The organism is Salegentibacter sediminis (assembly GCF_002078605.1).
Classification (GTDB): Bacteria; Bacteroidota; Bacteroidia; order Flavobacteriales; family Flavobacteriaceae; genus Salegentibacter; species Salegentibacter sediminis.
Genome location: NZ_MSJR01000005.1, coordinates 36911 through 62408, shown reverse-complemented (window position 1 = coordinate 62408; position 25498 = coordinate 36911). Strand labels below are relative to the sequence as shown.

The following is a 25498-nucleotide window of genomic DNA, read 5'->3' as shown; positions in this document are numbered from 1 at the left end:
AGTCGCATTAACTTCTTAACTTCAATGGCTTTCATTCTACTCAAATTTAATAGCTTTTGCCGGGGATATTTTTGAGATAATTACCGAAGGTATCAATAACATTAGCATACATAATATCAGGGTGCCAATATTAACCGCAAGGATATAATCCCAGTTTATATACACCGGAACTTCGGTTACATAATAAGTCTCGGGATTCAACGGGAATAATTTAAAATATTTCTGGATTAGCAACAAACCAATTCCAATAAGATTTCCCCAGAATAAACCCAACAAAATTAAATAGCCCGCATTATATAAAAATATCTTTCTTATGCTCCAATCCCCGCTCCCCAGAGCCTTAAGGATGCCTATCATCTGGGTACGTTCCAGGATTAAAACCAACAACGCGGTAATCATATTAATCCCTGCAACCAGGATCATTATCCCTATAATAAGGGCTATATTAAAATCAAAAAGCTCCAACCATTCAAAAATAGAATAGTATTTCTGATTAATAGTTTGCGCATCCAAAAACGAACCGGTGTTCTCGTAAACCTCCTGCCCTTTTTGATCCAGTTGACCAAAATCGCTTATAAAAACCTCAAAATTTCCTACTTCATCCTCTTCCCAACGATTGATACGCTGAATATGCCGGATATCTGCAAGCATATACAATTCATCGAATTCCTGAAAACCAGAATTATATATTCCCGTGATCACGAAGGCTCGCAATAGCGGCCGGTCGCTCTCCTCCCGCAAGAAATATGTCGGTACCTTATCTCCCACCTTAAGTCCCAACCTGTTGGAAAGATAAGCCGAGATCATCACCTCATCGTTAAGTTTACCGGTGAAGTCTGGAATTTCACCTGCAATTATAAAGTCTTTAAAATATTCCCACTTATAATCTTCTCCCAAACCTTTTACCAAAACCCCTTCAAAATCGGTTTCAGTTCTAATAATTCCAGCCTTTGTAGCCACAGCCTGAACATGCTCAATTCCTTCTACCCTGGTGAATTCGGGGTAAAAGTCCTGCTCTTTGGAAATAGGAGCCAGGGAAACCTGGGAGCTGTTATTATCGTAACTGGAAATACTAATATGCCCGTTAAAAGCTGCAATCTTATCCCGTATCTTTTCCTGCAGTCCCAGCCCGGTAGCAAAGGAAACCAACATCATGATAACCCCGATAGCGATGGCTACTATCGCGATTTTTATTATTGGGGCAGATATGCTACTTTTATGGCCTTTGGCGCCGATGAGGCGCTTTACTACGAAAAATTCGAAATTCAAATTATCAGGATGATTAAAAGGTTATTCAAAAGTACATTTTTATTCGCTTTTATTGGACTTGTTTCCTGCGGAAACGCAAATTCCCAAAAAGAAAGCACTACAGTTTCTGAGGAAAAGGACCTAGCTGAATTGACTTCAGAAAACATAATTATCGGCGCAAACCGCACCGAAACTTACCTCCCCATGTTGGAAGGAAAAAGTGTTGGCCTGGTGGGAAATCAAAGCTCGCGTATTGAGACAGAATCCGGTTATATTCATCTGGTAGACTCCCTGCTTTCACTCGAGGTCAATCTAAAAAAAGTTTTCGCGCCTGAACACGGCTTCCGTGGCACGGCCGATGCCGGTGAAGCCATTGAAGACGGAAAAGATGCTGAAACGGGGCTGCCGGTGATCTCTCTCTACGGCGGTAACAAAAAACCAAAACCCGAACAATTGGAAGGACTCGATGTACTTATTTTTGATCTTCAGGATGTGGGAGCCAGGTTTTACACTTATATCTCATCTTTACATTATGTGATGGAAGCCTGCGCCGAAAATGATATCCAACTCATCGTTTTTGACCGCCCTAATCCAAATGGCCATTATCTAGACGGACCTATTCTGGAAATGGAAAACAAAAGTTTTGTAGGAATGCACCCAATCCCAACCGTACACGGACTCACGATGGGAGAATATGCTAAAATGATCAATGGCGAAAAATGGCTAAAAGACGGGATTCAGTGTGAGCTGGAGGTCGTGGAAATGAAAAATTATGATCATTCTCTTAGCTATGAACTCCCGGTAAAACCATCACCCAATCTCCCTAATGCGCAGTCAATAAATCTATATCCCAGCCTTTGTTTTTTTGAAGGTACCAATGTTAATGCCGGACGTGGCACCGATAAGCAATTCCAGGTTTTTGGGTCGCCTTATTTAGATAAAAGCTACTTTGATTATAGCTACACTCCCGAAAGTAAAGATGGGGCGAAAAATCCAAAACATCTTGGAAAAACCTGCTACGGACGTGACCTAAGCGATCACAAACATCTGAATAAAATAAATCTGGAATGGCTTATTGAAGCCTACCAAAACACCGAAGATAAAGATAAGTTCTTCAACGCTTTCTTTACCAAGCTTGCCGGCACAACAAAACTTCAGCAGCAAATAGAAGAAGGATTTAGTGCGGAGGAAATTCGTGAAAGCTGGAAACCGGGATTAGCAGAATTTTCTGAAAAACGAAAAAAATATTTACTATATTAAGGGGAAAATAAATCCCCTATGATTGAGTTAGAAACATCCGGTTTTTGGCTTTCGGCTTTTATGGTGGCATTGTTAGTGCTCCCGGTGCTTGCTTTTGCTCATTTGCTAAAGCAAAACTTTAAGGGGCGGCATCGTCTTATTTGGGTGCTTATCATCATCTTCCTCCCCTTTTTCGGGCCGATATTATATTTTATAATAATTAAAAACTACAAGAAATTTAATCTTAGAAAGAGAAGAATAAGGCATTTCAGACGGCGGTCTTAGATTTTCATCCTCCTCTTCATCTCCTCCACTATATTATATGCCGCGGGACAAATCGCGGTATTCTTTATGGTGAGATTAGAGATCTTATGGAAGTCCTTCCTGTCGGTATGTGGAAATTCCCTGCAGGCTTTGGGTCTCACATCATAGATTAAACAATAATTATCGGGAGCAAGAAAAGCACAGGGAACTTCCTGAAGTACATAATCATTATCCTCATCGATTCGAAGGTATTGTTCGATAAACTGCTGCGGTTTGAGTTTAAGATGTTTACTTATTCGCTCAATATCTTTATTGGTGAATAGCGGGCCCGTGGTTTTACAGCAGTTGGCACAATCCAAACAATTAGTTCGGGAAAATTCATCCTCGTGAAGCTCCTGCATTTGGCGGTCCAGGTCTCTTGGTGGTTTTTTCCGAAGCCGCGAAAAGAACTTCTTATTTTCCTTATGCTTATCTTTGGCCCGCTCGGGGAGATTATCTAAATTTTCCTCCATTTTGCAAAGATATGAATAACAAAACTCCAGATAAAGATATCTTCGGAAAAGCGATCGCTGCTTTTTATCATCATAAAGACGACACACCTATCCACGTACATTCCCCCGATTTTGATGATGATATTATACCCGTGCCTTATTTATTCAGGAGTTTTTCTGAAATGCCTCCTTTGGAGCGAAAAGCGCTTCAGCTGTGTTCCGGGCACGTCCTGGATATAGGCTGTGGCGCAGGAAGCCATGGGCTATATCTTCAGAAGCAAAAGAAATTAAAAGTTACCGGAATTGATACTTCTGAAGGGGCCATAGAGATCGCAGGTTTGCGCGGACTAAAAGATGTCCGAAGCATCGATTTCTTCGATCTGGTAGATGAAAAATTCGATACTCTACTGATGCTGATGAATGGCAGTGGAATAATCGGAAAACTTTCCAACCTGGACCAATTCTTCTCCCAGGCCAGAAATTTATTAACTCCCGGCGGAAAGATCCTGCTGGATTCTTCAGACCTTAGCTTTCTCTTTGATCCTGAAGAAGATGGAGGAATCTGGGTTAATCCTGCAGAGGGGTATTATGGAGAAATTCAATTTCAGCTGAGTTATAAAGGCGAAAAAGGCCCGTGGTTTAATTGGCTTTACATCGATTTTAACTCCCTGGAACTGGCGGCTCATAAAAATAATTTCAGCTGTAAACTCATAAAAAAAGGGGAGCACTATGATTATTTAGCTGAATTAAAGCCCAATATGTATTAAATTTCTATTTTTACCAAACTTTCAAATTCTGTCAAATGCTTAAAATAAATCACTTAGCCCTGTTTTTATCGCTCTTCCTGGTATTGTCTTCCTGTACATCAGATAATACCGACGATGATAACAAGATTAATAAAACTGCCAATCTCCAGGGACTGGGTGATTCAGCTCACGATTTGCTTAGCGATGAGCGTTTCACCTCGATGAATATTGAGATTGCTTATGTAAACGACTACGCGCCCTCGCAACAAGCCATAGCAGAGTTTAAAAATTTCCTCCAGGACAGGGTTTACAAACCAGATGGAATTCAAATAAGTATGAGGGCCGTGGAATCCTCAGGGAAAGCTCCTTTCGATATTGAGGAAATAGCAGCAATAGAAAAAGATACAAGAAGCCTTTATAATGTAGGAGATGAAATTGCGGTATTTATTTATTTTGCGGATGGCAGTAGCGAAAAAGATGAAGAAAATCGTTTTGTTCTGGGCTCTGCCTTCAGAAACACCTCGATGGTAATCTACGGAGAAACGATAAAAAATTTCGCCAACCGCCCTAACGCCCCATCAAAAGCAGATATTGAAGCTGCCACCCTGAATCACGAATTCGGACATCTTTTCGGACTTGTAGACCTGGGTACCGAGCCACAATCAGATCATAAAGATGAAGAATATCCGGGGCATTGCAATGTTTCGGGCTGCCTGATGCAGGCTTCCATAGAATTCGGTAGCGGAATTGTTGATGTAATAGATGGTGGGAGCATTCCCGGTCTTGATGATCAGTGCATTTTTGATCTTCAAAAGAACGGGGGAAAATAGTTTACAGCTAGCTGCTCCCGGTTCTCAATTTTTTCCCTGAAATCAAAATCCAGTGAACGAATCTCCAATTAACGTCTTACCTACACCTAATTTGCCACCTCACTAATAAATTTGATGCGGTATAACCTTAATTCTTCATCATCATATTCTCCTTCAAATTCCTCTATAGCAGCATCTATTTTGTCTGTTTCAGCTTCGAGAAAATATTCATGTAATTCTTCCTGCTGATCTTCATCCAGGATATCATCAACCCAGTAATCGATATTGAGTTTGGTACCACTGTAAACTATGGCTTCCATCTCCTTAATAAACTCTGGCATTTCCATGCCCTTCGCTGAAGCGATATCATCCAGGGGTAATTTCCTGTCTACATTCTGAATGATATAAAGCTTAAGGGCAGAATTGGCGCCGGTAGATTTCACCACTAGGTCATCGGGCCTTATAATATCATTATCTTCCACATACCTGCCGATAAGGTCTACAAAATCCTTTCCGTACTTTTTGGCCTTACCTTCACCAACCCCATAAATATTATTAAGCTCTTCCATAGTGACAGGATATTTCAAGGCCATATCCTCAAGGGAAGGATCCTGAAAAACAACAAAGGGAGGTACTTCCAGTTTCTTAGCAACCTTTTTGCGAAGTTCCTTCAACATTTTAACCAGGTTTTTATCTACCCCGCCTCCGGTAGATTGAGTACTAACAGAAACTCCCTCGGTAGTACTGTCGAAAATATGGTCATCGGTCATCATGAAAGACTGAGGCTCTTCCAGATATTTTCGGCCTTTTTCAGTAAGTTTTATTACCCCGTAAGTTTCGATATCCTTTTTGAGGAAGCCGGCAACCAACACCTGTCTTATCAGGGCCATCCAGTATTTTCCGTCACGGTTCTTTCCCTTTCCAAAAAGTGGATGTTCATTGGTTTTATGCGATAAGATTACCGCATTGGATTTCCCGAGAAGGGTTTTAACCACTTCCTTGGCCTTATACAGTTCTTTGGTTTCTTTTACTGTTTTTAGTACAAGCTCTACTTCGTCTTTAGCCTCATGTTTTTTCTTGGGATATCTTACGTTATCATCCATAGAAGCTCCTTCCCCGGTTTCCTCGTCAAATGACTCTCCAAAATAATGAAGTATGAATTTTCGCCTGGAAACTGAAGTCTCGGCATAGGCCACTACTTCCTGCAAAAGAGCATGCCCTATTTCCTGTTCGGCTACGGGTTTACCGCTCATAAATTTTTCGAGCTTCTCAATATCTTTGTAGGAATAAAAAGCAAGACAATGCCCTTCTCCCCCATCACGACCAGCACGGCCGGTTTCCTGATAATAACTCTCTATACTCTTGGGAATGTCGTGGTGTATCACGAAACGCACATCGGGTTTATCAATCCCCATCCCGAAAGCAATAGTGGCCACTACCACATCTATATCTTCCATAAGAAACATATCCTGGTGTCGAGAACGCGTCTTGGCATCGAGCCCGGCATGATAAGGCACAGCTTTTATTCCATTTACCTGGAGGGTCTGGGCCAGCTCTTCCACCTTTTTTCGACTCAAACAATAAATGATCCCCGACTTACCTTCATTTTGTTTTACAAAACGGATGATATCGGCATCTACATTTTTGGTCTTCGGCCTTACCTCGTAATACAGATTAGGCCTGTTGAAACTCGCCTTAAAAGCCTTGGCATCAGGGATTCCCAAATTTTTTAGAATATCTTCCTGTACTTTTGGAGTCGCTGTTGCCGTAAGTGCAATTATTGGGATGTTATCCCCTATACGTTGAATTATCTGCCTGAGATTACGATATTCGGGCCTAAAATCATGCCCCCACTCACTAATACAGTGAGCTTCGTCTATGGCCATAAAAGATATCTTTTGCTTTTTGAGAAAATCTACATGATCTTCCTTGGTAAGCGATTCGGGAGCTACATATAATAACTTAGTCACCCCGTTAGCGATATCCTCTTTCACCTGCCGCACTTCCGTTTTGTTCAGGGAAGAATTTAAAACATGGGCAACCCCATGTTCCGAGGAAATCCCGCGTATAGCATCTACCTGGTTTTTCATTAAAGCGATAAGGGGCGAAACCACAATTGCCGTTCCTTCTTCAATCAACGCAGGGAGTTGGTAACATAGGGATTTCCCTCCTCCGGTAGGCATTACCACAAAGGTGTTGTTTCCTTTCACAATACTGGTAATCACCTCTTCCTGAAGCCCTTTAAACTGGCTAAATCCAAAGTACTTCTTTAGCTGTTGGTGTAAATCAATTTCCTTCAAACTCATTCAATTGTGTTACAATTTTACATACATTTGCAAATTAAAGATACATATTTCTTTAGACTCACAATTCATAATTTTATCTAATTTGAAACTCCAGGAAAAAATTCTTATTGCTGCCCGAGAAACCATTTCCATTGAAGCCAAAGCGATTGCCAATTTAGAACATCTTATTGATAATGAGTTTGTTGAGGCAGTAGAAAAAATCTATCATTCTAAAGGAAGAGTGGTAGTTACCGGAATAGGGAAAAGTGCTATTATTGCCAGTAAGATCGTAGCCACATTAAATTCTACTGGCACCCCGGCAATTTTTATGCACGCAGCCGATGCGATTCACGGCGACCTGGGAAATATTCAAAAAGATGATGTGGTGATTTGTATTTCGAAGAGTGGAAACAGCCCGGAGATTAAGGTGCTGGTTCCCTTTATTAAAGGCTTTAAAAATCCTCTTATAGGGATCACTGCCGATAGAAATTCATTCCTGGGCCAGGAATCAGATTTTGTACTAAATTCCTATGTAGAAAAGGAAGCCTGCCCCAATAACCTGGCGCCCACCACAAGTACCACGGCACAAATGGTATTGGGCGATGCCCTGGCCATTGCCCTGGTTAATCTGAAAGGTTTTACCCGTAAGGATTTTGCCAAATATCACCCGGGAGGCTCGCTTGGCAAAAAACTTTACCTGCGGGTGAGCGATATTACCGCCCAGAATCAAAAACCTATCGTCGCGCCTGAGACTTCAGTCACCGATGCGATCATAGAGATTTCCGAAAAAATGCTGGGGGTTACGGCTGTGCTTGAAAACGATAAGATCATTGGAATAATTACCGATGGAGATATAAGACGAATGTTGAAGGATTCAACCGAATTCAAAAACCTTACTGCCAGAGATATCATGAGCATCAATCCAAAGACAATCGACCAGGATAGCCTTGCCGTAGATGCGCTTGAAATGTTGGAAGAGAACAAGATCTCCCAACTCCTGGCCGTAAAAAATGGAAAATATAAAGGGGTTGTCCATATTCATAACCTAATTAGAGAAGGCATTTTATAATGAAGCAAATAGGCACTCCTCAGGATGAGATGTCCTTTCTGGACCATTTAGAAGACCTGCGCTGGCACCTTATCAGAGCTACCCTGGCTGTAGTAATTGCCGGAAGTATAGCATTTTTAGCCAAAGGATTTATCTTTGATGTCCTACTGTTTGGGCCCAGTAAAGGAAGTTTCTTTTCCTACGATATTCTCTGCCGAATCTCTACCGCCCTGGGAATTGATGGTGGTTTTTGTTTTGACGAAATGCCCTTCCGGATCCAAAGTAGAACTATGGGTGGACAATTTTCTGCGCACGTTTGGACTTCCATTACCGCCGGATTTATTATAGCATTTCCCTATGTGATCTATGAATTCTGGAAATTCGTGGCCCCGGCCATGCACAATAACGAACGCAGGTACGCCAAAGGCTTTATTTTCATCTCTTCCCTGTTGTTCTTCCTCGGTGTGGTTTTTGGATACTACGTGGTAACACCACTTTCCATTAATTTCCTCGGAAAATACCAGGTAAGTGAAACCGTCTTTAACGACTTTGACCTCAGCAGTTATATTGGCCTGGTAAGGGCATCGGTGCTGGCAAGCGGACTCATTTTTGAATTACCTATTCTTATCTATTTTCTTACCCGAATTGGGATCGTAACCCCCGGGTTTCTGAAGAAATACAGAAAATACGCATTGGTGCTGGTATTGATACTTTCAGCTATAATCACTCCTCCCGATATTGTGAGCCAGATTATCGTTGCAATCCCGGTACTTCTGCTCTACGAGGTAAGTATCCTGATCTCAAAGGTGATTTATAAACAGGAACAACGAAAAATGAAAAAACAAGGCTATGAGCAATAAAGTAGAAGAGTTTAATGAGTACCGCGCTCAGATGAACGATAAGATCCTGAGTGAGAATAACAAGGTTTTAAAAAGAATTTTCAATCTTGATACCAATGCCTTCACCGAAGGGGCCCTCGATAAAAAAACAAAAGAACTTCTCGGCCTGGTGGCTTCCCTGGTGCTAAGATGCGACGATTGTGTAAAATACCACCTGGAGAGCAGCTACAAAGCAAACCTAAGCCGCGAAGAGGTTATGGAAACCCTTAGTATAGGCACACTTGTAGGAGGTACGATTGTGATACCTCATCTGCGCAGAGCGTTTGAATACTGGGAGGAGCTGGAAGAAGTGAAAGAATAAGGCTGGTATAATTAATGTATCTTAGTGCACTTAATTTGCAGTATGAAACCAGCATGCTGCTGGACCCAAAAATGGCAACAAACAGGAGTAGGATTATAAGCCTGTGCCTATTGCCAAACCCTGGTTAAAAAATATAACAGATGAAATTACGCGCTGAAAACTTAGTTAAAACATATAAGGGAAAAGCAGTTGTTAAAGGCATCTCCATCGAAGTTAATCAGGGAGAGATCGTAGGACTTTTGGGCCCTAACGGTGCCGGGAAAACCACTTCTTTCTATATGATAGTAGGCCTTATAAAACCCAATGGAGGAAGGATTTTTCTCGATAATGCTGAAATCACTAAATATCCGATGTATAAACGGGCACAGCACGGGATAGGATACCTGGCCCAGGAAGCTTCAGTCTTCAGGAAGCTAAGCATTGAAGATAACATTATGAGCGTGCTGGAACTCACCGATCTCTCTAAAAAGGAACGCCACCTGAAGATGGAATCCCTAATTGAAGAATTCGGGCTTAACCATATTCGCAAGAACCGCGGAGACCTCTTAAGCGGTGGCGAGCGCCGGCGTACCGAGATCGCAAGAGCCCTGGCAACCAACCCTAATTTCATTCTTCTCGATGAACCTTTTGCCGGGGTAGATCCCGTAGCGGTAGAAGATATTCAACGTATTGTAGCACAATTAAAGAACAAGAATATCGGGATTCTGATCACCGACCACAATGTCCAGGAAACTCTTGCCATTACCGACCGCACCTATCTTATGTTTGAAGGTAGTATCCTGAAACATGGTATTCCTGAAGAACTCGCAGAAGATGAAATGGTGAGAAAAGTATATCTCGGAAAGAATTTTGAGCTTCGGAAGAAAAAGATCTTCGATTAAATCTGGTCTACACGTTCTCTTTTGCCGGCACCAATACCGAAAGCAATACATAGCTCACGATAATTAGTGGAATAGCGATAAATTTAAAAAGCACGATTAAAGCCAAACACCAGAGCAGGAAGAAATAGCGTAACTTATTTTTGGCAAAAGACCAATCACTGAATTTAAGTGCAAATAGTTTGATTTCTGCATTCAGCAAATAACAGCTTAAAAGCGTCAAGCCGATAAGAAACCATTCATTCAGCAATAAGGAGGAAATAAAGTCCCCGGGCTGAAAAGTCAGAATTAAAGGCAAACTCAGGATCAACATTGCGTTGGCCGGCGTTGGCAGCCCTATAAATGAATCGGTTTGACGATCATCTACATTAAATTTTGCCAGCCTGAACGCCGAAGCCAGGGTAATAAATAAGCCGATAAGCGCCAAAGTATTAAAATTCCATTCCCACCAGGTCCCCTGGATACTCCATTCGGTAGTGGAAGCTTCTCCCCGATTAGCAAGTGCTTTGCTCAGCATCTGGTACATAACAATACCCGGTACTACCCCGCTGGTCACCACATCGGCAAGCGAATCCAGTTGCAGCCCTACCTCGCTTTTCACATTAAATGCTCTGGCGGCAAGCCCATCAAAGAAATCAAAGAAAACTCCCGCTGCCACAAAAACAGCTGCCATAATCAAATTCCCCTGTACGGCGAAGATCACCGCTATGGTTCCGCTTAAAAGATTTAGATGAGTAATGAAGTTAGGAACGTATTTTTTGATGGCCATTGGTTTAGTTTTTGGTAAAAATACTAAAGTAAAATTAAGAAGGCCCTGAGTGCTTAAAATTTTCAAAAAAGGCCCCCTGAAGGATTTTTAGCCTGGCTCCCTGAAAAAGAAGTCGCAGTTTCCTATTTTTGAAAAGAATATCAGAATATGAAGAATTTTCTTTACGCCCTAGTCTCCGGAATATTACTTGCCCTGGCCTGGCCAACCTATGGTTTTCCTTTGTTGCTGTTTTTCGCCTTTGTGCCCCTGCTTTACGCCGAATTTAAACTGCGAAATTTCTCCAGGCGATTTACAGGCTGGAAAGTCTTCGGACTCGCCTACTTCAGTTTTTTCATCTGGAACCTCATCACCACCTACTGGATCTATTTCTCCACGCCCTTTGGGGGTGCCTTCGCCATTCTGGTAAATTCATTGCTTATGGCCCTGGTCTTCATGCTTTACCACCTGGTAGCAAAACGCACCGGCTTTGGAGCGGCCGCAACTTTTTTGGTGAGCATCTGGATGGTCTTTGAAAAACTTCACCTCGACTGGGAGTTTTCCTGGCCCTGGCTTAACCTCGGGAATGCCTTTTCTGAATATCATAACTGGGTGCAGTGGTACGAGTATACCGGAACTTTTGGGGGAACCCTTTGGGTTTGGCTGGTAAATATCGCTGTTTTTAAAGCTGTAATCCTTTACCGGGAATACAAAGATAAAGCAGTTATTTACCACGGAATCTTTAAAACCGCTGTGTTTATCGTCCTGCCCTTAGGTATTTCCTGGCTTATTGCCTCAAATTATGAACCTCACGGAGAAAAACTGGAAGTAGTAATCCTCCAACCTAATATCGATCCTTATACCGAAAAATATAATATTAACGACACCCGCATCGGGGAACTCTTATTGGATCTTGCTGAAGATAAGACCACCGAAAACACTCGACTTCTGGTGGCTCCTGAAACTGTATTTGCCGATGGTACTGTCCTGCCTGATTTCGAGAGATCGGAAGCAGCTTTTTTCAGCAGGCAGCTGCTCAACAGGTATCCCAACCTCAATTTTTTAAGCGGAATTTCCTTTTATGAACGCTTTAGCGATCCAAATAAAGTAAGAGAACAAAGCAATAACCTGGGCCCGAATGACTGGTACGACGATTATAACTCGGCTTTTATGATGAATAGCACCGACTCTACCCAGCTTTATCATAAATCTAAATTGGTGGTAGGGGTCGAGAATTTCCCTTATCAGGATGTCCTGAAACCTATCCTCGGGGATGTTATGATTGATCTTGGTGGTACCGTTGCAATGAAAACAACCCAGGAGGAGCGATCTGTCTTCGAAATGGAAAACGGGAAAGCCGCCGCGGCCGCGCCTATAATTTGTTACGAATCGGTTTACGGAGATTATGTTACCGGTTATATTCGAAATGGCGCCGGATTCTTAAGCATCATCACCAATGATGCCTGGTGGGGCAATACCCAGGGACATAAACAACACCTGAGTTATGCAAAACTACGGGCCATAGAAACCAGAAAAGATGTGGTACGGAGTGCCAATACGGGAATCTCGGCATTTATTGATCAGAAAGGAAATATTGTAAAAAGCCTGGGCTACGAAAAGCAAGGTAGCATCAAATCTACCATCCTGGTGAATAACGAGCAGACTTTCTATGTGAAATACGGCGATTACCTGGCGCGAATTGCGCAGTTTTTAGCGCTGTTTGTTTTCCTCTTTGCGATGGTTAAATACCGGAGGACAAGGCCGTCTTAGAAGATAGCTAATGGGGGATTGGTTAATTAGTGATTGGGAATAGAATAGAATAGAAGAGCTGGAATTTTTAAGCGGTTCACGATACAATTCCAAATTCGTTATCGCGTTTTGAATTCACTCTAACTCAACGGGATATTTCTAAATACTTTCAAAAAAAGTACCTTAACTTCGAGTGATTCTTTATATAGCGGTAGCGGAATAAAGAATTGTATCGAGAAGTCTTGAAAACCATAATCTTCAATGCTTCCCAACTTAAATTTAAAATTTTTAGCTCCAAACAATAAATAACAAACGCCAAATTCTAAACAACCAAACAAACTACCGGCTAACGTCTAAAGACTATTGACTACTAAGAACAAACTCCAGCGTATCTACAATATCCCCATACTCATCAATCTTTATTTCAAAAGGAATTGTCTCCGGTTCCGAAACATACCCCAGGTTCTCAAGTTGTTCCCGATCTATTTCAGCAGTGTATTTTCCGGGTTTTAGGCCAAGATAAGTGAAATAACCATCACCTTCACTGAGAATTTTGGCGGCTTTATTTCCGTTTTCATCAAAAATATTTATAATTATCCTGCCTTGTCCGCGTAGTCCATCATCATCAATATATACCATTCCTCCTACTTCTCCCATAACCTCAACCGGCACATGAATCTCCTGAAAATGATTAGGTACGGTGTGTACCTTGATTTTTGGATTAGCTATCTTCCAGGCGATATTATCCAGGCTCACGGGGTCTATCTCGAGAACGATATCTATATACGGCTGCAGATCACGAATCCTAAGTATGGTTTCATTTTCGTGATAGCTGAGCCTTCCGGTGCGGTTCTTCAACTCCATTCCGGGAACTCCGGGCTCCATTGGATCCCGCTGCCCGTTTCCGTTGAAATCAAGGAAGGGAATTATAGTTAAACCAGCTTTTGACATCGCACTCCGGTTGCTGGTAAGTATTTGTCCGGTGTTATCATCCAACATCATACTTCCCCGTGCCGATTGCACAAAAGAGGTATTCCTGTTGCCAATTCTGGAAGTAAGGGAGGTTTGTGCGAAATCGAGTGCATACCGGAAACCAAGCTCAAAAATATGGGCATCCCGCAGAAAATTATTTTCATAAGCCAGGTTCAGAAATCCTCGCTCAAAGATGGGGCGCTCCACCTCCAGGATCAGGTTATTAAATTGCGACCTACTGTAATCGTACTGCACCTGAGGCGAAAACAGAAAGCGTTTAGGCAGGCGATAAGTTTGTGAAAGCGAACTGTAAACCGTTGGTTTTTTTACCCTGTCGTTATAGATTCCATAGGTAGTAAAATTGGTGCTTACCCCAAATAAAGCACCCGAAAGCAATAGCTGTGCAGTGGTAAACTCAGTAGTAGGCATAATAATTTGATTGAGGCTAAACCTCCCAAACATGGAGAAACTCCCCCCCCTTATTGGGGCTGACAGACTTATTTTTCGCTCTTCGAGGTAATTGAAGTTTATCGCCGTCTGATTTTCATCATACTTTATATAATTTAAATCTACCTGTAAGTTCCGTGGGGAGCGGTAACTCAATACCCCTTCTCCTTTTACCCCGTGCATATATTCCCCGGAAAATAAAAGCCCGGAAGCGATTCGCACCGAAGAATTCACAAAGGGCATGACCTCTCCACTGGTCACTTCAGAAAGATACTCTACCCCCCCTCCAATAGTTATGGCATTGCTCAATCCGTAATTAAAGTTGAAACGGGAAAAACGTTGCCATTCTTCATTTTCTACCACACCGGCACTCAGGGTATATTCCACCTCGTTCTTCGGCACAAAATTATAAGGGATATTAATCACTCTCTCCTCTACCCGTTCCTCCCCCCAGGGGCCATAGAATCTAAGACTAACCGCGGTGTTTCCGTACATCAGCGGGACTTCAAAAGAATAAAAACCCGAAGCATCGGCCTGGGTAAAATCAATAAGCACATTATTCACGTAGAGCTCCACCGTCCAACGCGGATCGGTATAATCGTTTAACAGGTAGGTTCCAAAAGACCTCCGATTTTGCATTGGGCTGTTGCTTAGCTGTACCCCGCTCACAGGCGCGAACAAAGATGAAGTCGCCCGTGTAAAAATCCGCCCTACATTTACCTGCTTGAACAGCCAACTATCGTTGTTCACATAACGCCACTGATAAAACTGATTTCGGGAATTAAAAGGTACCCGCGAGGAATAGTTTAGCATTAAATTAGTCTCTCCTCCTAGGAACATAGTTCCCAGTCCTAAACTAAGTCTGTTGTCGTTTTCAAAGTCGCTTTGTTGGGTGGTGACCACGCCCCAGTCCAGGGTTCCGGGTTTGAAGAACGGATATCTTCTCTGGATAGTAGTATCGGGCTCCACCACTCCCTGCATACGGTTAAGACTCTCCCGCATCTTTTTGAGACGCATTTCCTTGATAATAGGCAATTCCAGCTCCGTATCGAGTTCTACAGAAAGGCTTCGGAAGGAAAATTGAGTGTCGAGCCCAAAGATATCTCCAAAATAATTCGATTTGAGATAATTCCCCATTGGAGTTTCTATGAAATCTGAAACCTCCAGCTTGTATTCTTTTTCCTTGAAACGAATATACCGCTCCCTGAAATTCATGCTGTAAGTAGAATCGGGATGAATAATAAAGCCGGTAATTCCTTCAGCAGTCACCTCGTTTTTTATCTTCAGAAAATCAAATAATTCCTGCACCGGCAAATAAGCGTCCTGGCCCTTGATAGCGATGGGAATTTCGACTGTTCCAAGCCGTGGCACACTCATCTCTACATTAAGTTCGTCATATTCTGGAAAGCCTTCCTGGGCTGCCATTACCGAAGAAAACAAAAGAAAAATTAAAACCTGAAGGGGGAAATTAAGAAGTGATTTTTTAATAATTTCCGAAGTAATTTTAAACATCTATAATTAGTGCTTACTGATGAATAAATTCCAGAGTAAAAGTGCCGTTATAACTCCCTGTTAGGTCTTCACTGTGCCCCGGGATATTCAGGGTTCCTCCTACATATACCTCGTTCACATTAGGAGGCTGAGCGGTAGTTACAAAAGTTTGTCCGGTGCTGAAGCTGTCTATACTAAGGTAAATTTGACCTCCATTGGAGCCCGTGAGCGTAATTTGACCCGGGGTAATTATGCTGATAATAGTTCCGGGATTGGCGGTGACATCAAAAAGGGCTGCACTGGGACTATCCCCATAATTCAAGGGAAAAACATCTAAATTAGGGGTTAGAATATCATCATAACTAACAGAAAGGCTGCCTCCGGTTGCCCCAACGGTAAAAGTTCCGAAATTAAGATTCCGGGCGGTATTCACCTCAACACTTATAGGTATTGGTGGATTTTCCTGCGCAATTATTTCCGAAGAAAAGCCCAACAGCAATATTGAAAAAATAAATCCGATGTTTTTAATCCCTTTTTGCCCCATAGCCTTATTTCCTGATTAAAACTTTCTTTGTATAACGCTTTCCGTCCTTCTCCAGGATCACAAAATATACCCCTGAACTAGCTATTCCTTCAAAGCTCACCTGTTCCTCTCCCCGGCCGGCTTTGGTCTCCAATACCTGTCCGGAAACCGAGCTCAATCTTAAAATCCCTTCCTCTTTTTCCTCCAAATGAAGATCCACCTGCATTTGCCCTTCACTGCTAAAAACGCTAAAAAACTCACCGGACAGCTCTTCATCAACAAGCATAGGTTTATCGCTGAACAGGAGTTCAAACCTGGAATTGAACTCGCCTTTTTTCACTTCAAAATTGTATGTCTGTTTTCGCAGATCTACTGTTTTATTTTTCTCTTTATCCTTCAGAAAAACCGCAAAATCATAGGGCAGGTTTTCAAGATCCTTCAGGCTGATGCTCATCGCCCCTTCCCTTTCTGTTCTTATTCCGAGAGGGATAGTCTCATCCTCTTCCGGCCAGGCTACAGCATTTATGGAGAGTTGTTCCTTGTTAGGGCTCAGACTATAGAAATTAGGAACATTAGCATCGGTGTTCATCAATTTATGAGCATCAAGATGATTTTCAAAACCCTGAGTAGCCCGGTTTTCAAAATAGATCACCATCCCGTCTTTTCTGTTTTCCCCTTTAAAAGCTGCATTTAACCTGATAAGTGAAACCGGAGTCGTTTCCTGGTTTCGGTAAAACTGCTGACTAAAATCTTTTACTCTCACCTCATTACTAATCCCTAAAGTACCGATAACCTGGTCTCCTGTATCAGAATCGCTCACTTTTACGAAAAATCCCTGCATGGAAGGGATAATAGCTGTAGCCGTGCCTCCATTTACTGCAATTCCGTTTACAAAAGATTCATAAGTCCCGGTGTAGCGATTATCTGTGCTGGCAGTAAAGAAATGAATCTGGTCGTCTATATTGATTTTAGTCCATCCTGGAGCGCTCCAATTTATAGGCGAGGGATATGGATTCCCCACCAGGTGAAAACCTTTGGTATATTTCCTATGGTTATTCTCTAATTGCAAGCTGTAATTCCTGTTGTTGACCATCCCGCTAAGAGAAATAAGCAAGGCATCGGTGGCATCTCCAAAATTGAGGGCATAGCCTTCGAGGATATTCAAAGGATCATTGGGATTGGTATAGGCTTCCCAGCCTGTGACATCAAGATCCAGACTATCTATCCTTCGATTTTCATTATAGCGATAAAAATTAGGGAAATCAGCAGTTAGATCTATATCGGTAAAATCCCCAACTTTAGAAGCACTAAACGGACTGCTGAAATACTTATAGCCAAAAGCATTATCAAGATATCGCTGCATGGTAACCTGCCCAAGCACCTGCCCATTTCCACTTCCATCGATAAGTGCGGTTTGGGTGGCGCTGGAAATTAAAGTGAAGGCATCATTGGTTTGAAAATCACCATTCGTAAGAAGTAATTTCCCGGTAAGTTCCAGAACTCCCTCGTTAGTCAAACCGGCAGGATTATCCAAGACAAGGTTTTTAATTCTGTTGTTCAGTAATGCTCCATCAGGAATAAACTGTGTTGAAGCACCTTTAAAGACCAGGCTGCCTTTTGAAGCATCCAGGGTTCCATTCGCACTCAGGTTGCCTGCAATTTCCATTTCCCCAACAATGGTCACTGAAGCATTTTCTTCAATGCTTAAGTTCCGAACTAAAGCTGTTTCCCCGGTCTTAATTTCAGGATAATTAGGGGCATTGGCGGAAATTGTAACATCCTGGTCCAGGGTAGGGAGCGGCATACAGGCCCAATTGGATTCGGTGTTCCATTCTGTACTGGTCTGGCCTGTCCAGCCGGCATTTAAAAGTTCAATAAAATAATTTTGGTTCAGAACCTCCACACAAGACCCCGACCGCACCTCTTTTAGTTCCAGTTGTGTTTCTTCTGCAGGCAGCAAAATATCTAAGTGATTATCAACAAATACAAAGGTAGAATCAACTCCATTTATCGTAACATCCAATTCGAAAGGAGATAGACCACTAAGAGTTCCAATAATAGAGATCTCATCATTTTCACATACCGAAGCAGGGACGGCAATTTCCAACCCGGGCGTGGGAGTCACACTTAGCTTTACTTTTCGGGAGATCGATATTTTACAATTAGAATTAGCAGGATCGGTCGGTTTAACGATAACCCGGTAAAGATTACCATCATCAGCCAACGAAGTATTGGAGATTGTGTAAACATTAGTGCCGATTCCAATCGGAGTCCAGTCAGCATCGCCAATTTTCTCTTGCCATTGATAAGTCACATCGGTTATTTGAGGCACACTGAAAATCGCTGTTTCCCCCTCACAAACCACCTTATCCGATATGCCACTTAGATCATAACAATTAAGTTGCTCCACTAAATCATCCGGAAATTGATCCTGATTATTTTCAAAATCCTCTTCATTACCAAAGTCACAATCATCGCTTTGAGTGGTAGTGGTGCCGTCATATTCTCCACCACAACCGGTAAAATTTCCACCCCAATTATCACCATTACCTAAAATATAGATTTTGGCATTATCTATAATTACCAAATCCTGACCAGATGAACCTCCCTTTGTAAAATCACCATATACAATTAAATAGCTATTCTTCTGTAAAGTGATTTTAACTTGATTATGAGCAATAAAATCACCATAAACGATTAATCTGGCACCTTCTCCTAATTCTAAAGAGGCTCCATTTTGATCCATATTGAAAACACCATTTACAATTAAAGTCCCGTTAATTGTTAGCTTAGAGCTTTTATTATAAATCACATTGTCAACTTCCCTTGGCGGATCAACAGCAGATACAGTAATATCATCATTACCTATAAGTAAATCTTGAGCCAGTAAATTTGAAGTAAAAAACATCCCCACCACCAGCAAGGTGATTCTAAAAACCTTAAAAAACCGGGGGGAGTTTTTTTTCATTTAGTTTAGATAAATTTCTTTAGTAGCTAAGGTTTCTCCTTTTTCTTCTGAATAACTTATTCGAAGCTTACCATTATTTAGATCAACCCCTTCAGCATTTCGTAACTGAAAAGAAAAGTCGCGAACAGAATTTGGAGTATAGACTGAAATCCCTTTTACCAGCCCTACCTCCGTAGTAGTGCCATCTGCAGCTACATGTTCGGCTTTTAGATTGCCGTAAACCGACATATTCCCGGAGCGTTTGATCTGCAGCGAAAGTTTTGGGGTTTCGGCCTCGGTGTCCAGTTTTAAGTTATCCAGCTTGATTTGAGTGGTATTTTCTCCGTTGCGAATAATAATGGGAATACTGATCCCGAAAACGGTTTTGATATTGATGGAGATACCTTCGCTTTCCTCAGCTGTTTCTTCTCCTAAAGCGGTTTGCTCTTCCACAGCCCTGAAATACATATGTGAGCGATATTCGCCCTGTTCCAGGTTTCCGGTTCTGGTTAATTGTACACGTATGGTTTGTGCTTCATTAGGTCCCAGACTTACACGCCGTGGAAAATATCTCAGGAAGTCGGTCGCAAAACGCTGACCTTCCTCTGCTTCTTCCACCTGTTCGAAATTCCCGTCCTGAGTCATCTTATAGTTCACAAAGGAAATCGCATAAACCGCGGTATCGCTACCGGTGTTAGCCAGATTGATCTCCTGCGAACGCTGTGAGCCGTCAAAGACAAGGCGTTTAGGCATGATCATAAGATCGCCCTGCGCGTAGGAGGCAAGTCCTGAAAATATAAAGATGAATATTAGAAGTAGGGGGCTAAGTAGTTTTCTTATCATATCCGGGGCAGGATTTAGGTTTGCATTTATAGAGCAAAGCTACTGAATTTAAGCTAAATATGTTAATGAAATCCTAATATTCTAATTATAAGAAACCGTCACATTGAAGCCGGAATCATTTGTATAAAACCCGGCTGGTTGATTGGCTTCCAGGTTTAGAGTGGCACCTATTTTTAAAATATCGCTGGTATCTCCCGCTAGAGATTCCACGGTAAACTGGTCGATCACCAGCATCTGGTTAGGATTTTCCTGGTGATACAAGCTGAATGACTGCGGAAGCGAGATCGCGTAATTATTGTTTCCGTGGGTTACCACCGCTTCAGCAGGAGCAACATTTCCGGGAATAGAATTCGAGATTTCCACTCCAAAGGCTACCCGTGAGCCATCGGGCGAAAGGATTACGCTACCCGGGTTATAGGCAGAGATGATATTCCCAAAATCCAGGTCAACTGTTTTATCTATCTGAATAGGATCAATCACCGTAGCCCTGCTCTCTACCGTCGCCGAGGCCGAAGCCTGGGCCATGCAAATCTGCTGGGCTGAAAGAGCAATAAAAAGGAAAAGTAGTTTTTTCAATTTTATTTTTTGGTTGGTTAGTAGTTAGTGCTTATAAGCAAAAAACGCCGCCACAGGGGGCGGCGTTTTGGTATATTAAACAAAGTTCTTATTCATAGGCCACAGTTACTGTAACTGTACCCTCGTAGGTATCGGCTGTTTGTCCAGATGCAACAGTAAGAAGGCCACCAACCTTTAAGGTTTGAGGCAGTCCAGAACCAGTTGCAGTTCCATCGGTTTCTCCTTCTAAATCATGAGTAAAACTAACTGGCATATCATTTCCTGCACCAGTTAATACGATGGAAGGAATTGAAATACTATATGAATACTGATCTGCAGCTGTAACACTAAAGGAAGCTGCAGTTATTGCATTAGCAGATACCACTTCCATATTAGTATTTGAAAAACTTCTAGCACCTTCAGTATTCACTCTCACTGCCCCTCCCTCTGCTGCAACAATGCTACCAAAATTCAAATCAGATCCATCGGTAATCTCTATAGGTGTAACAATTTCAGCAAAAACATCAGCAGTACCAGAAGCCTCAGCTGCATTCTGAGCAAAAGCAGTTCCGGTAATAAGGGCAAGTAGGATAAAAGTAATTTTTTTCATGGTAGTATATTTTGTATTTGATTTGGGTTCAAATGATTTAACGGTGCAAAGATGGGGGAAATCCCCTATAGGAATCTAAATTATTCGATAAGGGAGATAAAATACTCGTTGAAATGCACTTTCAGCCAAAAATCTCTAAAAACTATAAGGTTTTCGTGATTTTTGTTAAGGAATTTTTAAAAGAAATAAGGAAAGACTAATTATAATTCACCGTCACCTGGAGATCGGCAACCGAGTTATACACTCCGGGTTGCTGGTTGGGATTTACGTAAAGACTGGCTCCAACCCTTAAGGTTGACTTACCTTCGCCTAAGCTGTTTTGCTCCTGTACAAAGGTGAAATCCTGTAAGGCCATGGCTTCTGCTCCGTTGCGCAGTTCATAACTGCCCTGTGGCAAACTAATATCAAAAGAGTAACCCTGTTGCCCGGTTACAATAAATGTGGCTGCAGAAACATTTGCCCCCTCCTTAAGTTCCAGGCCGCCGGTGGCGGTCCTGGTATTATCAGGTTTTAAGATCACCGTGCCCCCGTTTCGGGCATCGATATTGGCGAAATTCATATCTGAAGTAGTAGTGATTCCTATAGGTTCAATAATTGTCGCGGAAGCCTTGAAATTAGCAGTGGCTGAGGCCTGGGCACAAACTTTCCCCCCTGCCAGAATGCAGAGAAATAGAATTAAAATATGGAGATAGTTCTTTTTCATTAGTGCGAATCAAACCAGATAGTAAAATCATAAACTTAAAGATAGAAATATTTATCTCAAATCATCGATAAAAAACACTTTTTTTCGATGAAATGCATTTTTAGTTAACTTGTGTTGATTTATTTAACTTTTGGTTAAACAGTTTTGCTAGTATGAGGTATGGAAACCCAGATAATACGGGAACTGATGAGAATGTGAACCCGGCAAAACTTCTCGATACACCCGAAAGCTGTCGGGATTTATTCAACGGGTGATAACAAACAACTTATTGTCCCCTAAAGAAAATAACCGTACTAAGTGTTTTGAGAAGGATATTAATATCGAGAAAGATGCCTCGATGCTTGATGTAATACAGGTCGTATTGAAGTTTTAGAAGGCTATCGGTGTGGCAGGTACCATAATCTGCCATTACCTGTGCCCAGCCGGTGAGCCCGGGTTTAATGACGTGACGGGTGTCGTAAAAGGGAATGCTTTCAGAAAGTTCCTTTACAAACACAGGTCTTTCGGGTCGGGGCCCGATAAGGCTCATCTCTCCTTTTAGCACATTATAAAATTGTGGAATTTCATCGATGCGGGAACGCCGCAAAAACTTACCAAAGCGAGTAACCCGGCCATCATTCTTTTCAGCATACCTGGGGCCATGGGGTTCGGCATTTTTAGTCATCGTGCGCAACTTTAGAATACGAAAAATTTTTCCATTTCGTCCCACCCGTTTTTGCCGGTAAAACAGGGAACCCCGGTTAGCCAGGAGATTCCCAATCACAATAATGGGAAGGATAAGTATTCCGAAGAGTAGTCCGGTTAAGGAAACCACAATATCAAAAGTGCGAAACGCCAGTATATAGAACTTGTTCTGATTGCTCCGGCTAAAGGGAAAATACCGGTAAAAATGCTTATCTACATTATCCACAGGGATGCGGCGGGTCACTTCTTCATAAACCTGTATATAATCTCGGATAGGAAAACCGGTTTTCAGCAGTTCATTTAATTGGGTATAAAGGCTAAGCATCAAACCTTTCTGATATCCGCTGGCCACCACGATTTCGTTGATATGATGTGCCCTGATGGTATCCTTAAGATTTTCCACCTCAAACCTCAACAAGTCGCTTTCATCCAGGTAATGGTTACCTTTATGATCGGTATTCACAAAACCCACCACCATATAATTGGGATCAGATTTTTGAAGAGAATCGGCAATTAGCCGAATATCAAAGGAATCTCCCACCACCAGCACCCGTTTGTAGAACCTGGGAGTCGAGATTAGATTGATATAAAGAAACCGCCACAAAAGCATAGGCAAGGCAATAGCCAGAAAGAAAAAGAGTATTTGAAGTCGGTTATCAGGCAACACAGGTGTAAAATAGGGAGTGAGCATAAAAAACAGCACGGTTAGGGCAGAGCTAAGCAGGACATTCTGCAGACTGGCATCCCATTGACTCGCTTTCCGAAGATCGTAGAGTTCAAAAACCGTATTGAAAATATTGAAATAAAGCATAAAGACCAGGGTCCAGGCCCAGGTCTCGGAGGTGATGTGGAAATAATCAAAATTAAAGATGATTCCTACCAAACTGAGGCTCAGCAAAACACAAAGGTTGTCGAACAGCCGAAGCAGAACCTTTCGCTCGGAAATTTCAAAATGAAACAACGGACGTTTTCCCGACATATTCTAGCTTGGTTAGGGAGCTAAGATATAATTTTTTTGAGTTTTGTAGCTTTTGTTTGGGCTTGAGTTCGAAGTTTCCCGATTTCATTTAAAGAGCCTTGATTTTATTGTAGAATTTCGGGTTAAAGTGGTGTAAAGGCCCAGTTGGTAGCCGGTAGCCAGTAGATTTTTTTTGGAATGGGAATCGGTGATTGATTAGTTGGTGATCTTGTAATGAAGTGAAATTGTGAAGTTATTGTTGGTTTTTTTGCGTCACGTCATGCTGAACTTGATTCAGCATCTCACTCGAGTGAGCTTTAAAAATCTCAAGACCTTACCAACATAATGAGATTCCGGGTCAGGCCCGGAATGACGCTTCGAACGAGACATCCATTCAGTTAGTTTAACAAAATATACGTGAAAAACAATCCGTGTTATTACATGAAAAGGGGTTACATAGAAACCGGAAAGAGCTTAGCGGAGGACGTAAAGAGATTTCACCTTATAATCCACCATGATTATTGTACCGTCATGCTGAACTTGATTCAGCATCTCATTCGAGTGAACTTTAAAAGTATAATGAACATACCAAAAATAATGAGATTCCGGGTCAGGCCCGGAATGACGCTTAGAACGAGACATCCATTCAGTTAGTTTAACAAAATATACGTGAAAAACAATCCGTGTTATTACAAGAAAAGGGTTCACATAGAGACCGGAAAGAATTTAGCGGAGGACGTACCTTATAATCCACCACGATAATTGTACCGTCATGCTGAACTTGATTCAGCATCTCATTACGGGGATACTTTTTTATTTGTTTCCAGTTTCACTATACACTTTACACTTCAAAATGCTCAAGCCTATTCAGTACACTACAGCAAGCAAACTACAAACAGCAACTCATAAACAAATCAAATCCAGACCCGGGATCTCACAACTGCTCGAACATTTCAATCCAATTACTTTTAACCACTTCCCAATCAAACTTTTCTACCTGCTCACGGGCTGTTTGACTTAGCTTCTCTGCTAATTCCGGTGAGTCAAGAAGGTTTTTGATGGCGTTTAGCATAGCCAAAAAATCCCCGGGCGGCACCAGCAAACCGGTTTCCCCCTCCTCAAGGAGATAAGGCAGGCCTCCCACATTGGTAGAGACCACAGGTAGTCCCAGGGCCATGGCCTCAATCACGCTCACTGGGGTGTTGTCTATATTGGTGGTGTTGAGAAAAATGTCATATTTTTTTGAAAGTTCTATCCATTCAGCTTTGCTCAGCCTTCCGGGAAAGCTGACCGGCAACTTATACTTTTGAGCATATTCAAGGCAATGCTGGTAGGATTGGTCTTTTGCGGGGCCAATCATACAAAGCTCGGCTTCGGGATATTCATTTAAAAGTTCCCTTAAAACCTGAAGAGCAAAATGGGGATTATAGATCTCAGCAAAAGCGCGGACCCATAGCAGTTTAGGCTTCAATACTTTTCGCGGCAGATAGTGATATTCTTTTAGAAAAACACTGTTAGGAATATATATCAGGTTTTTGAATCCGGCATTTTGAAAAGTTTCATACAGGTAATGAGAAGGAGCTATATTCAGTTTGGAATGACTAAATAAAACCCTGGAAAGCTTTGGATTCTTTTTTAGCCTCTTCTGTAGACCTCCCCCGTGAAGAATCAGTATATAATCCAGATTTAAAATCCTGCAGAGCTGTGAAATTATTACTGTATACCAGTAATTGCGGGTACTGTAGGTGTCGATCAGCACTGCATCAGCCCAGTGAGAGTTTTTAATAAGAGTGATCAGCATATCGCTAAGCCGGAGCAGTTGATTTTTCTTCGAAGAGGCCGTTTGGATTTGTAAACCTTCTGCTCTCAAAAGAGGGGCAAGAACATCTATGGAGGTTGGGGCTCCTCCCCGGGCCTTAAGTTCATTGCCTATGTACAGCAGGTTTTTCATTTTTAAGGTTCAAGATTTAATATTCAAGGTTCAAAATATAAAAAACTGAGAACTGAAAACTCATAACCCACAACTGACTCCAAGCAATAAACACCAAACCACAAACAAAACT

General features: G+C 42.0%; 22 protein-coding genes. 9 read left to right on the top strand and 13 right to left on the bottom strand.

Annotated features, from left to right (window positions below):
- Positions 1-36 precede the first annotated feature (36 nt).
- Positions 37-1269 carry an ABC transporter permease gene (locus tag BUW93_RS09055; RefSeq protein WP_081211324.1) on the bottom strand — a complete coding sequence of 411 codons (1233 nt, stop codon included), beginning with the start codon at positions 1267-1269 and terminating at the stop codon, positions 37-39.
- Positions 1270-1278: 9 nt separating this feature from the next.
- Between BUW93_RS09055 and BUW93_RS09050 the strand changes: the two genes are divergently transcribed.
- Both BUW93_RS09050 and BUW93_RS15175 read left to right on the top strand, forming a co-directional pair.
- Positions 1279-2508 carry an exo-beta-N-acetylmuramidase NamZ family protein gene (locus BUW93_RS09050; protein WP_081211529.1) on the top strand — a complete coding sequence of 410 codons (1230 nt, stop codon included), beginning with the start codon at positions 1279-1281 and terminating at the stop codon, positions 2506-2508.
- 18 nt (positions 2509-2526) lie between these two features.
- A complete protein-coding gene (locus tag BUW93_RS15175) occupies positions 2527-2772 on the top strand; it encodes a PLDc N-terminal domain-containing protein (RefSeq protein ID WP_081211322.1) in 246 nt (81 codons plus the stop codon).
- On the opposite strand, the gene BUW93_RS09040 is transcribed toward BUW93_RS15175, so the two are convergent.
- Positions 2769-3263 carry a YkgJ family cysteine cluster protein gene (locus BUW93_RS09040; protein ID WP_081211320.1) on the bottom strand — a complete coding sequence of 165 codons (495 nt, stop codon included), beginning with the start codon at positions 3261-3263 and terminating at the stop codon, positions 2769-2771. The two genes, BUW93_RS15175 and BUW93_RS09040, sit on opposite strands and share 4 nt — an antisense overlap.
- A gap of 11 nt (positions 3264-3274) precedes the next feature.
- Here BUW93_RS09040 and BUW93_RS09035 point away from each other — a divergent pair, with 11 nt between their 5' ends.
- Positions 3275-4009 carry an SAM-dependent methyltransferase gene (locus tag BUW93_RS09035; protein ID WP_081211318.1) on the top strand — a complete coding sequence of 245 codons (735 nt, stop codon included), beginning with the start codon at positions 3275-3277 and terminating at the stop codon, positions 4007-4009.
- A gap of 35 nt (positions 4010-4044) precedes the next feature.
- A complete protein-coding gene (locus tag BUW93_RS09030) occupies positions 4045-4818 on the top strand; it encodes a hypothetical protein (RefSeq protein WP_081211316.1) in 774 nt (257 codons plus the stop codon).
- Between the two features lie 86 nt (positions 4819-4904).
- On the opposite strand, the gene recQ is transcribed toward BUW93_RS09030, so the two are convergent.
- Positions 4905-7103, bottom strand: a complete 2199-nt coding sequence (gene recQ / locus BUW93_RS09025; protein ID WP_081211314.1) for a DNA helicase RecQ — start codon at positions 7101-7103, stop codon at positions 4905-4907.
- An 82-nt stretch (positions 7104-7185) separates the two neighbouring features.
- Between recQ and BUW93_RS09020 the strand changes: the two genes are divergently transcribed.
- The 4 genes from BUW93_RS09020 to lptB all read left to right on the top strand — a co-directional run bounded on the left by BUW93_RS09020 (position 7186) and on the right by lptB (position 10211).
- A complete protein-coding gene (locus BUW93_RS09020; RefSeq protein ID WP_081211312.1) occupies positions 7186-8151 on the top strand; it encodes a KpsF/GutQ family sugar-phosphate isomerase in 966 nt (321 codons plus the stop codon).
- Positions 8151-8990, top strand: a complete 840-nt coding sequence (tatC, locus tag BUW93_RS09015; protein WP_081211310.1) for a twin-arginine translocase subunit TatC — start codon at positions 8151-8153, stop codon at positions 8988-8990. Before BUW93_RS09020 ends, tatC begins: the two co-directional genes overlap by 1 nt.
- The gene (locus BUW93_RS09010) at positions 8980-9330 is read left to right on the top strand and encodes a carboxymuconolactone decarboxylase family protein (protein WP_081211308.1); all 351 of its coding nucleotides are present in this window, start codon (positions 8980-8982) and stop codon (positions 9328-9330) included. Before tatC ends, BUW93_RS09010 begins: the two co-directional genes overlap by 11 nt.
- A gap of 140 nt (positions 9331-9470) precedes the next feature.
- Positions 9471-10211 carry an LPS export ABC transporter ATP-binding protein gene (lptB, locus tag BUW93_RS09005; protein WP_081211306.1) on the top strand — a complete coding sequence of 247 codons (741 nt, stop codon included), beginning with the start codon at positions 9471-9473 and terminating at the stop codon, positions 10209-10211.
- A gap of 7 nt (positions 10212-10218) precedes the next feature.
- Here the strand turns inward: lptB and BUW93_RS09000 are convergent, their stop codons facing one another.
- Entirely contained in the window at positions 10219-10977 is a 759-nt protein-coding gene (locus tag BUW93_RS09000) for a CDP-alcohol phosphatidyltransferase family protein (RefSeq protein WP_081211304.1), read from the bottom strand.
- A gap of 147 nt (positions 10978-11124) precedes the next feature.
- Between BUW93_RS09000 and lnt the strand changes: the two genes are divergently transcribed.
- Positions 11125-12723 (top strand): apolipoprotein N-acyltransferase, encoded by a 1599-nt coding sequence (lnt, locus tag BUW93_RS08995; RefSeq protein ID WP_081211302.1) that lies wholly within the window; start codon positions 11125-11127, stop codon positions 12721-12723.
- A gap of 339 nt (positions 12724-13062) precedes the next feature.
- Here lnt and BUW93_RS08990 read toward each other — a convergent pair whose 3' ends face one another.
- The 9 genes from BUW93_RS08990 to BUW93_RS08950 form a co-directional block, all read right to left on the bottom strand.
- Positions 13063-15633 (bottom strand): hypothetical protein, encoded by a 2571-nt coding sequence (locus BUW93_RS08990; protein ID WP_081211300.1) that lies wholly within the window; start codon positions 15631-15633, stop codon positions 13063-13065.
- Positions 15634-15646: 13 nt separating this feature from the next.
- The gene (locus tag BUW93_RS08985; RefSeq protein ID WP_081211298.1) at positions 15647-16156 is read right to left on the bottom strand and encodes a DUF4402 domain-containing protein; all 510 of its coding nucleotides are present in this window, start codon (positions 16154-16156) and stop codon (positions 15647-15649) included.
- A gap of 4 nt (positions 16157-16160) precedes the next feature.
- Complete coding sequence (locus BUW93_RS08980) at positions 16161-19103, bottom strand: T9SS type A sorting domain-containing protein (protein ID WP_081211296.1); 2943 nt, start codon at positions 19101-19103, stop codon at positions 16161-16163.
- Positions 19104-19925: a fimbrial biogenesis chaperone gene (locus tag BUW93_RS08975; protein WP_081211294.1), complete on the bottom strand. Its 822-nt coding sequence runs from the start codon at positions 19923-19925 to the stop codon at positions 19104-19106.
- 81 nt (positions 19926-20006) lie between these two features.
- A complete protein-coding gene (locus BUW93_RS08970; RefSeq protein WP_232778339.1) occupies positions 20007-20501 on the bottom strand; it encodes a DUF4402 domain-containing protein in 495 nt (164 codons plus the stop codon).
- 88 nt (positions 20502-20589) lie between these two features.
- Positions 20590-21090 (bottom strand): DUF4402 domain-containing protein, encoded by a 501-nt coding sequence (locus BUW93_RS08965; RefSeq protein ID WP_081211290.1) that lies wholly within the window; start codon positions 21088-21090, stop codon positions 20590-20592.
- A gap of 196 nt (positions 21091-21286) precedes the next feature.
- Entirely contained in the window at positions 21287-21793 is a 507-nt protein-coding gene (locus BUW93_RS08960; RefSeq protein ID WP_081211288.1) for a DUF4402 domain-containing protein, read from the bottom strand.
- Between the two features lie 265 nt (positions 21794-22058).
- Positions 22059-23456, bottom strand: a complete 1398-nt coding sequence (locus tag BUW93_RS08955) for a sugar transferase (protein WP_081211287.1) — start codon at positions 23454-23456, stop codon at positions 22059-22061.
- A gap of 913 nt (positions 23457-24369) precedes the next feature.
- A complete protein-coding gene (locus BUW93_RS08950; RefSeq protein ID WP_081211286.1) occupies positions 24370-25386 on the bottom strand; it encodes a glycosyltransferase family 4 protein in 1017 nt (338 codons plus the stop codon).
- Positions 25387-25498 lie beyond the last annotated feature (112 nt).

Coding starts and splice junctions, on each gene's coding strand:
- BUW93_RS08980 (WP_081211296.1), bottom strand. CDS start 19,103: ATGAAAAAAAACTCCCCCCGGTTTTTTAAGGTTTTTAGAATCACCTTG.
- BUW93_RS09010 (WP_081211308.1), top strand. CDS start 8,980: ATGAGCAATAAAGTAGAAGAGTTTAATGAGTACCGCGCTCAGATGAAC.
- lptB (WP_081211306.1), top strand. CDS start 9,471: ATGAAATTACGCGCTGAAAACTTAGTTAAAACATATAAGGGAAAAGCA.
- BUW93_RS08975 (WP_081211294.1), bottom strand. CDS start 19,925: ATGATAAGAAAACTACTTAGCCCCCTACTTCTAATATTCATCTTTATA.
- lnt (WP_081211302.1), top strand. CDS start 11,125: ATGAAGAATTTTCTTTACGCCCTAGTCTCCGGAATATTACTTGCCCTG.
- BUW93_RS08985 (WP_081211298.1), bottom strand. CDS start 16,156: ATGGGGCAAAAAGGGATTAAAAACATCGGATTTATTTTTTCAATATTG.
- BUW93_RS09030 (WP_081211316.1), top strand. CDS start 4,045: ATGCTTAAAATAAATCACTTAGCCCTGTTTTTATCGCTCTTCCTGGTA.
- BUW93_RS08965 (WP_081211290.1), bottom strand. CDS start 21,090: ATGAAAAAAATTACTTTTATCCTACTTGCCCTTATTACCGGAACTGCT.
- BUW93_RS08960 (WP_081211288.1), bottom strand. CDS start 21,793: ATGAAAAAGAACTATCTCCATATTTTAATTCTATTTCTCTGCATTCTG.
- BUW93_RS15175 (WP_081211322.1), top strand. CDS start 2,527: ATGATTGAGTTAGAAACATCCGGTTTTTGGCTTTCGGCTTTTATGGTG.
- BUW93_RS09050 (WP_081211529.1), top strand. CDS start 1,279: ATGATTAAAAGGTTATTCAAAAGTACATTTTTATTCGCTTTTATTGGA.
- BUW93_RS09035 (WP_081211318.1), top strand. CDS start 3,275: ATGAATAACAAAACTCCAGATAAAGATATCTTCGGAAAAGCGATCGCT.
- BUW93_RS09040 (WP_081211320.1), bottom strand. CDS start 3,263: ATGGAGGAAAATTTAGATAATCTCCCCGAGCGGGCCAAAGATAAGCAT.
- BUW93_RS09000 (WP_081211304.1), bottom strand. CDS start 10,977: ATGGCCATCAAAAAATACGTTCCTAACTTCATTACTCATCTAAATCTT.
- recQ (WP_081211314.1), bottom strand. CDS start 7,103: ATGAGTTTGAAGGAAATTGATTTACACCAACAGCTAAAGAAGTACTTT.
- BUW93_RS08990 (WP_081211300.1), bottom strand. CDS start 15,633: ATGTTTAAAATTACTTCGGAAATTATTAAAAAATCACTTCTTAATTTC.
- BUW93_RS08950 (WP_081211286.1), bottom strand. CDS start 25,386: ATGAAAAACCTGCTGTACATAGGCAATGAACTTAAGGCCCGGGGAGGA.
- BUW93_RS08955 (WP_081211287.1), bottom strand. CDS start 23,456: ATGTCGGGAAAACGTCCGTTGTTTCATTTTGAAATTTCCGAGCGAAAG.
- tatC (WP_081211310.1), top strand. CDS start 8,151: ATGAAGCAAATAGGCACTCCTCAGGATGAGATGTCCTTTCTGGACCAT.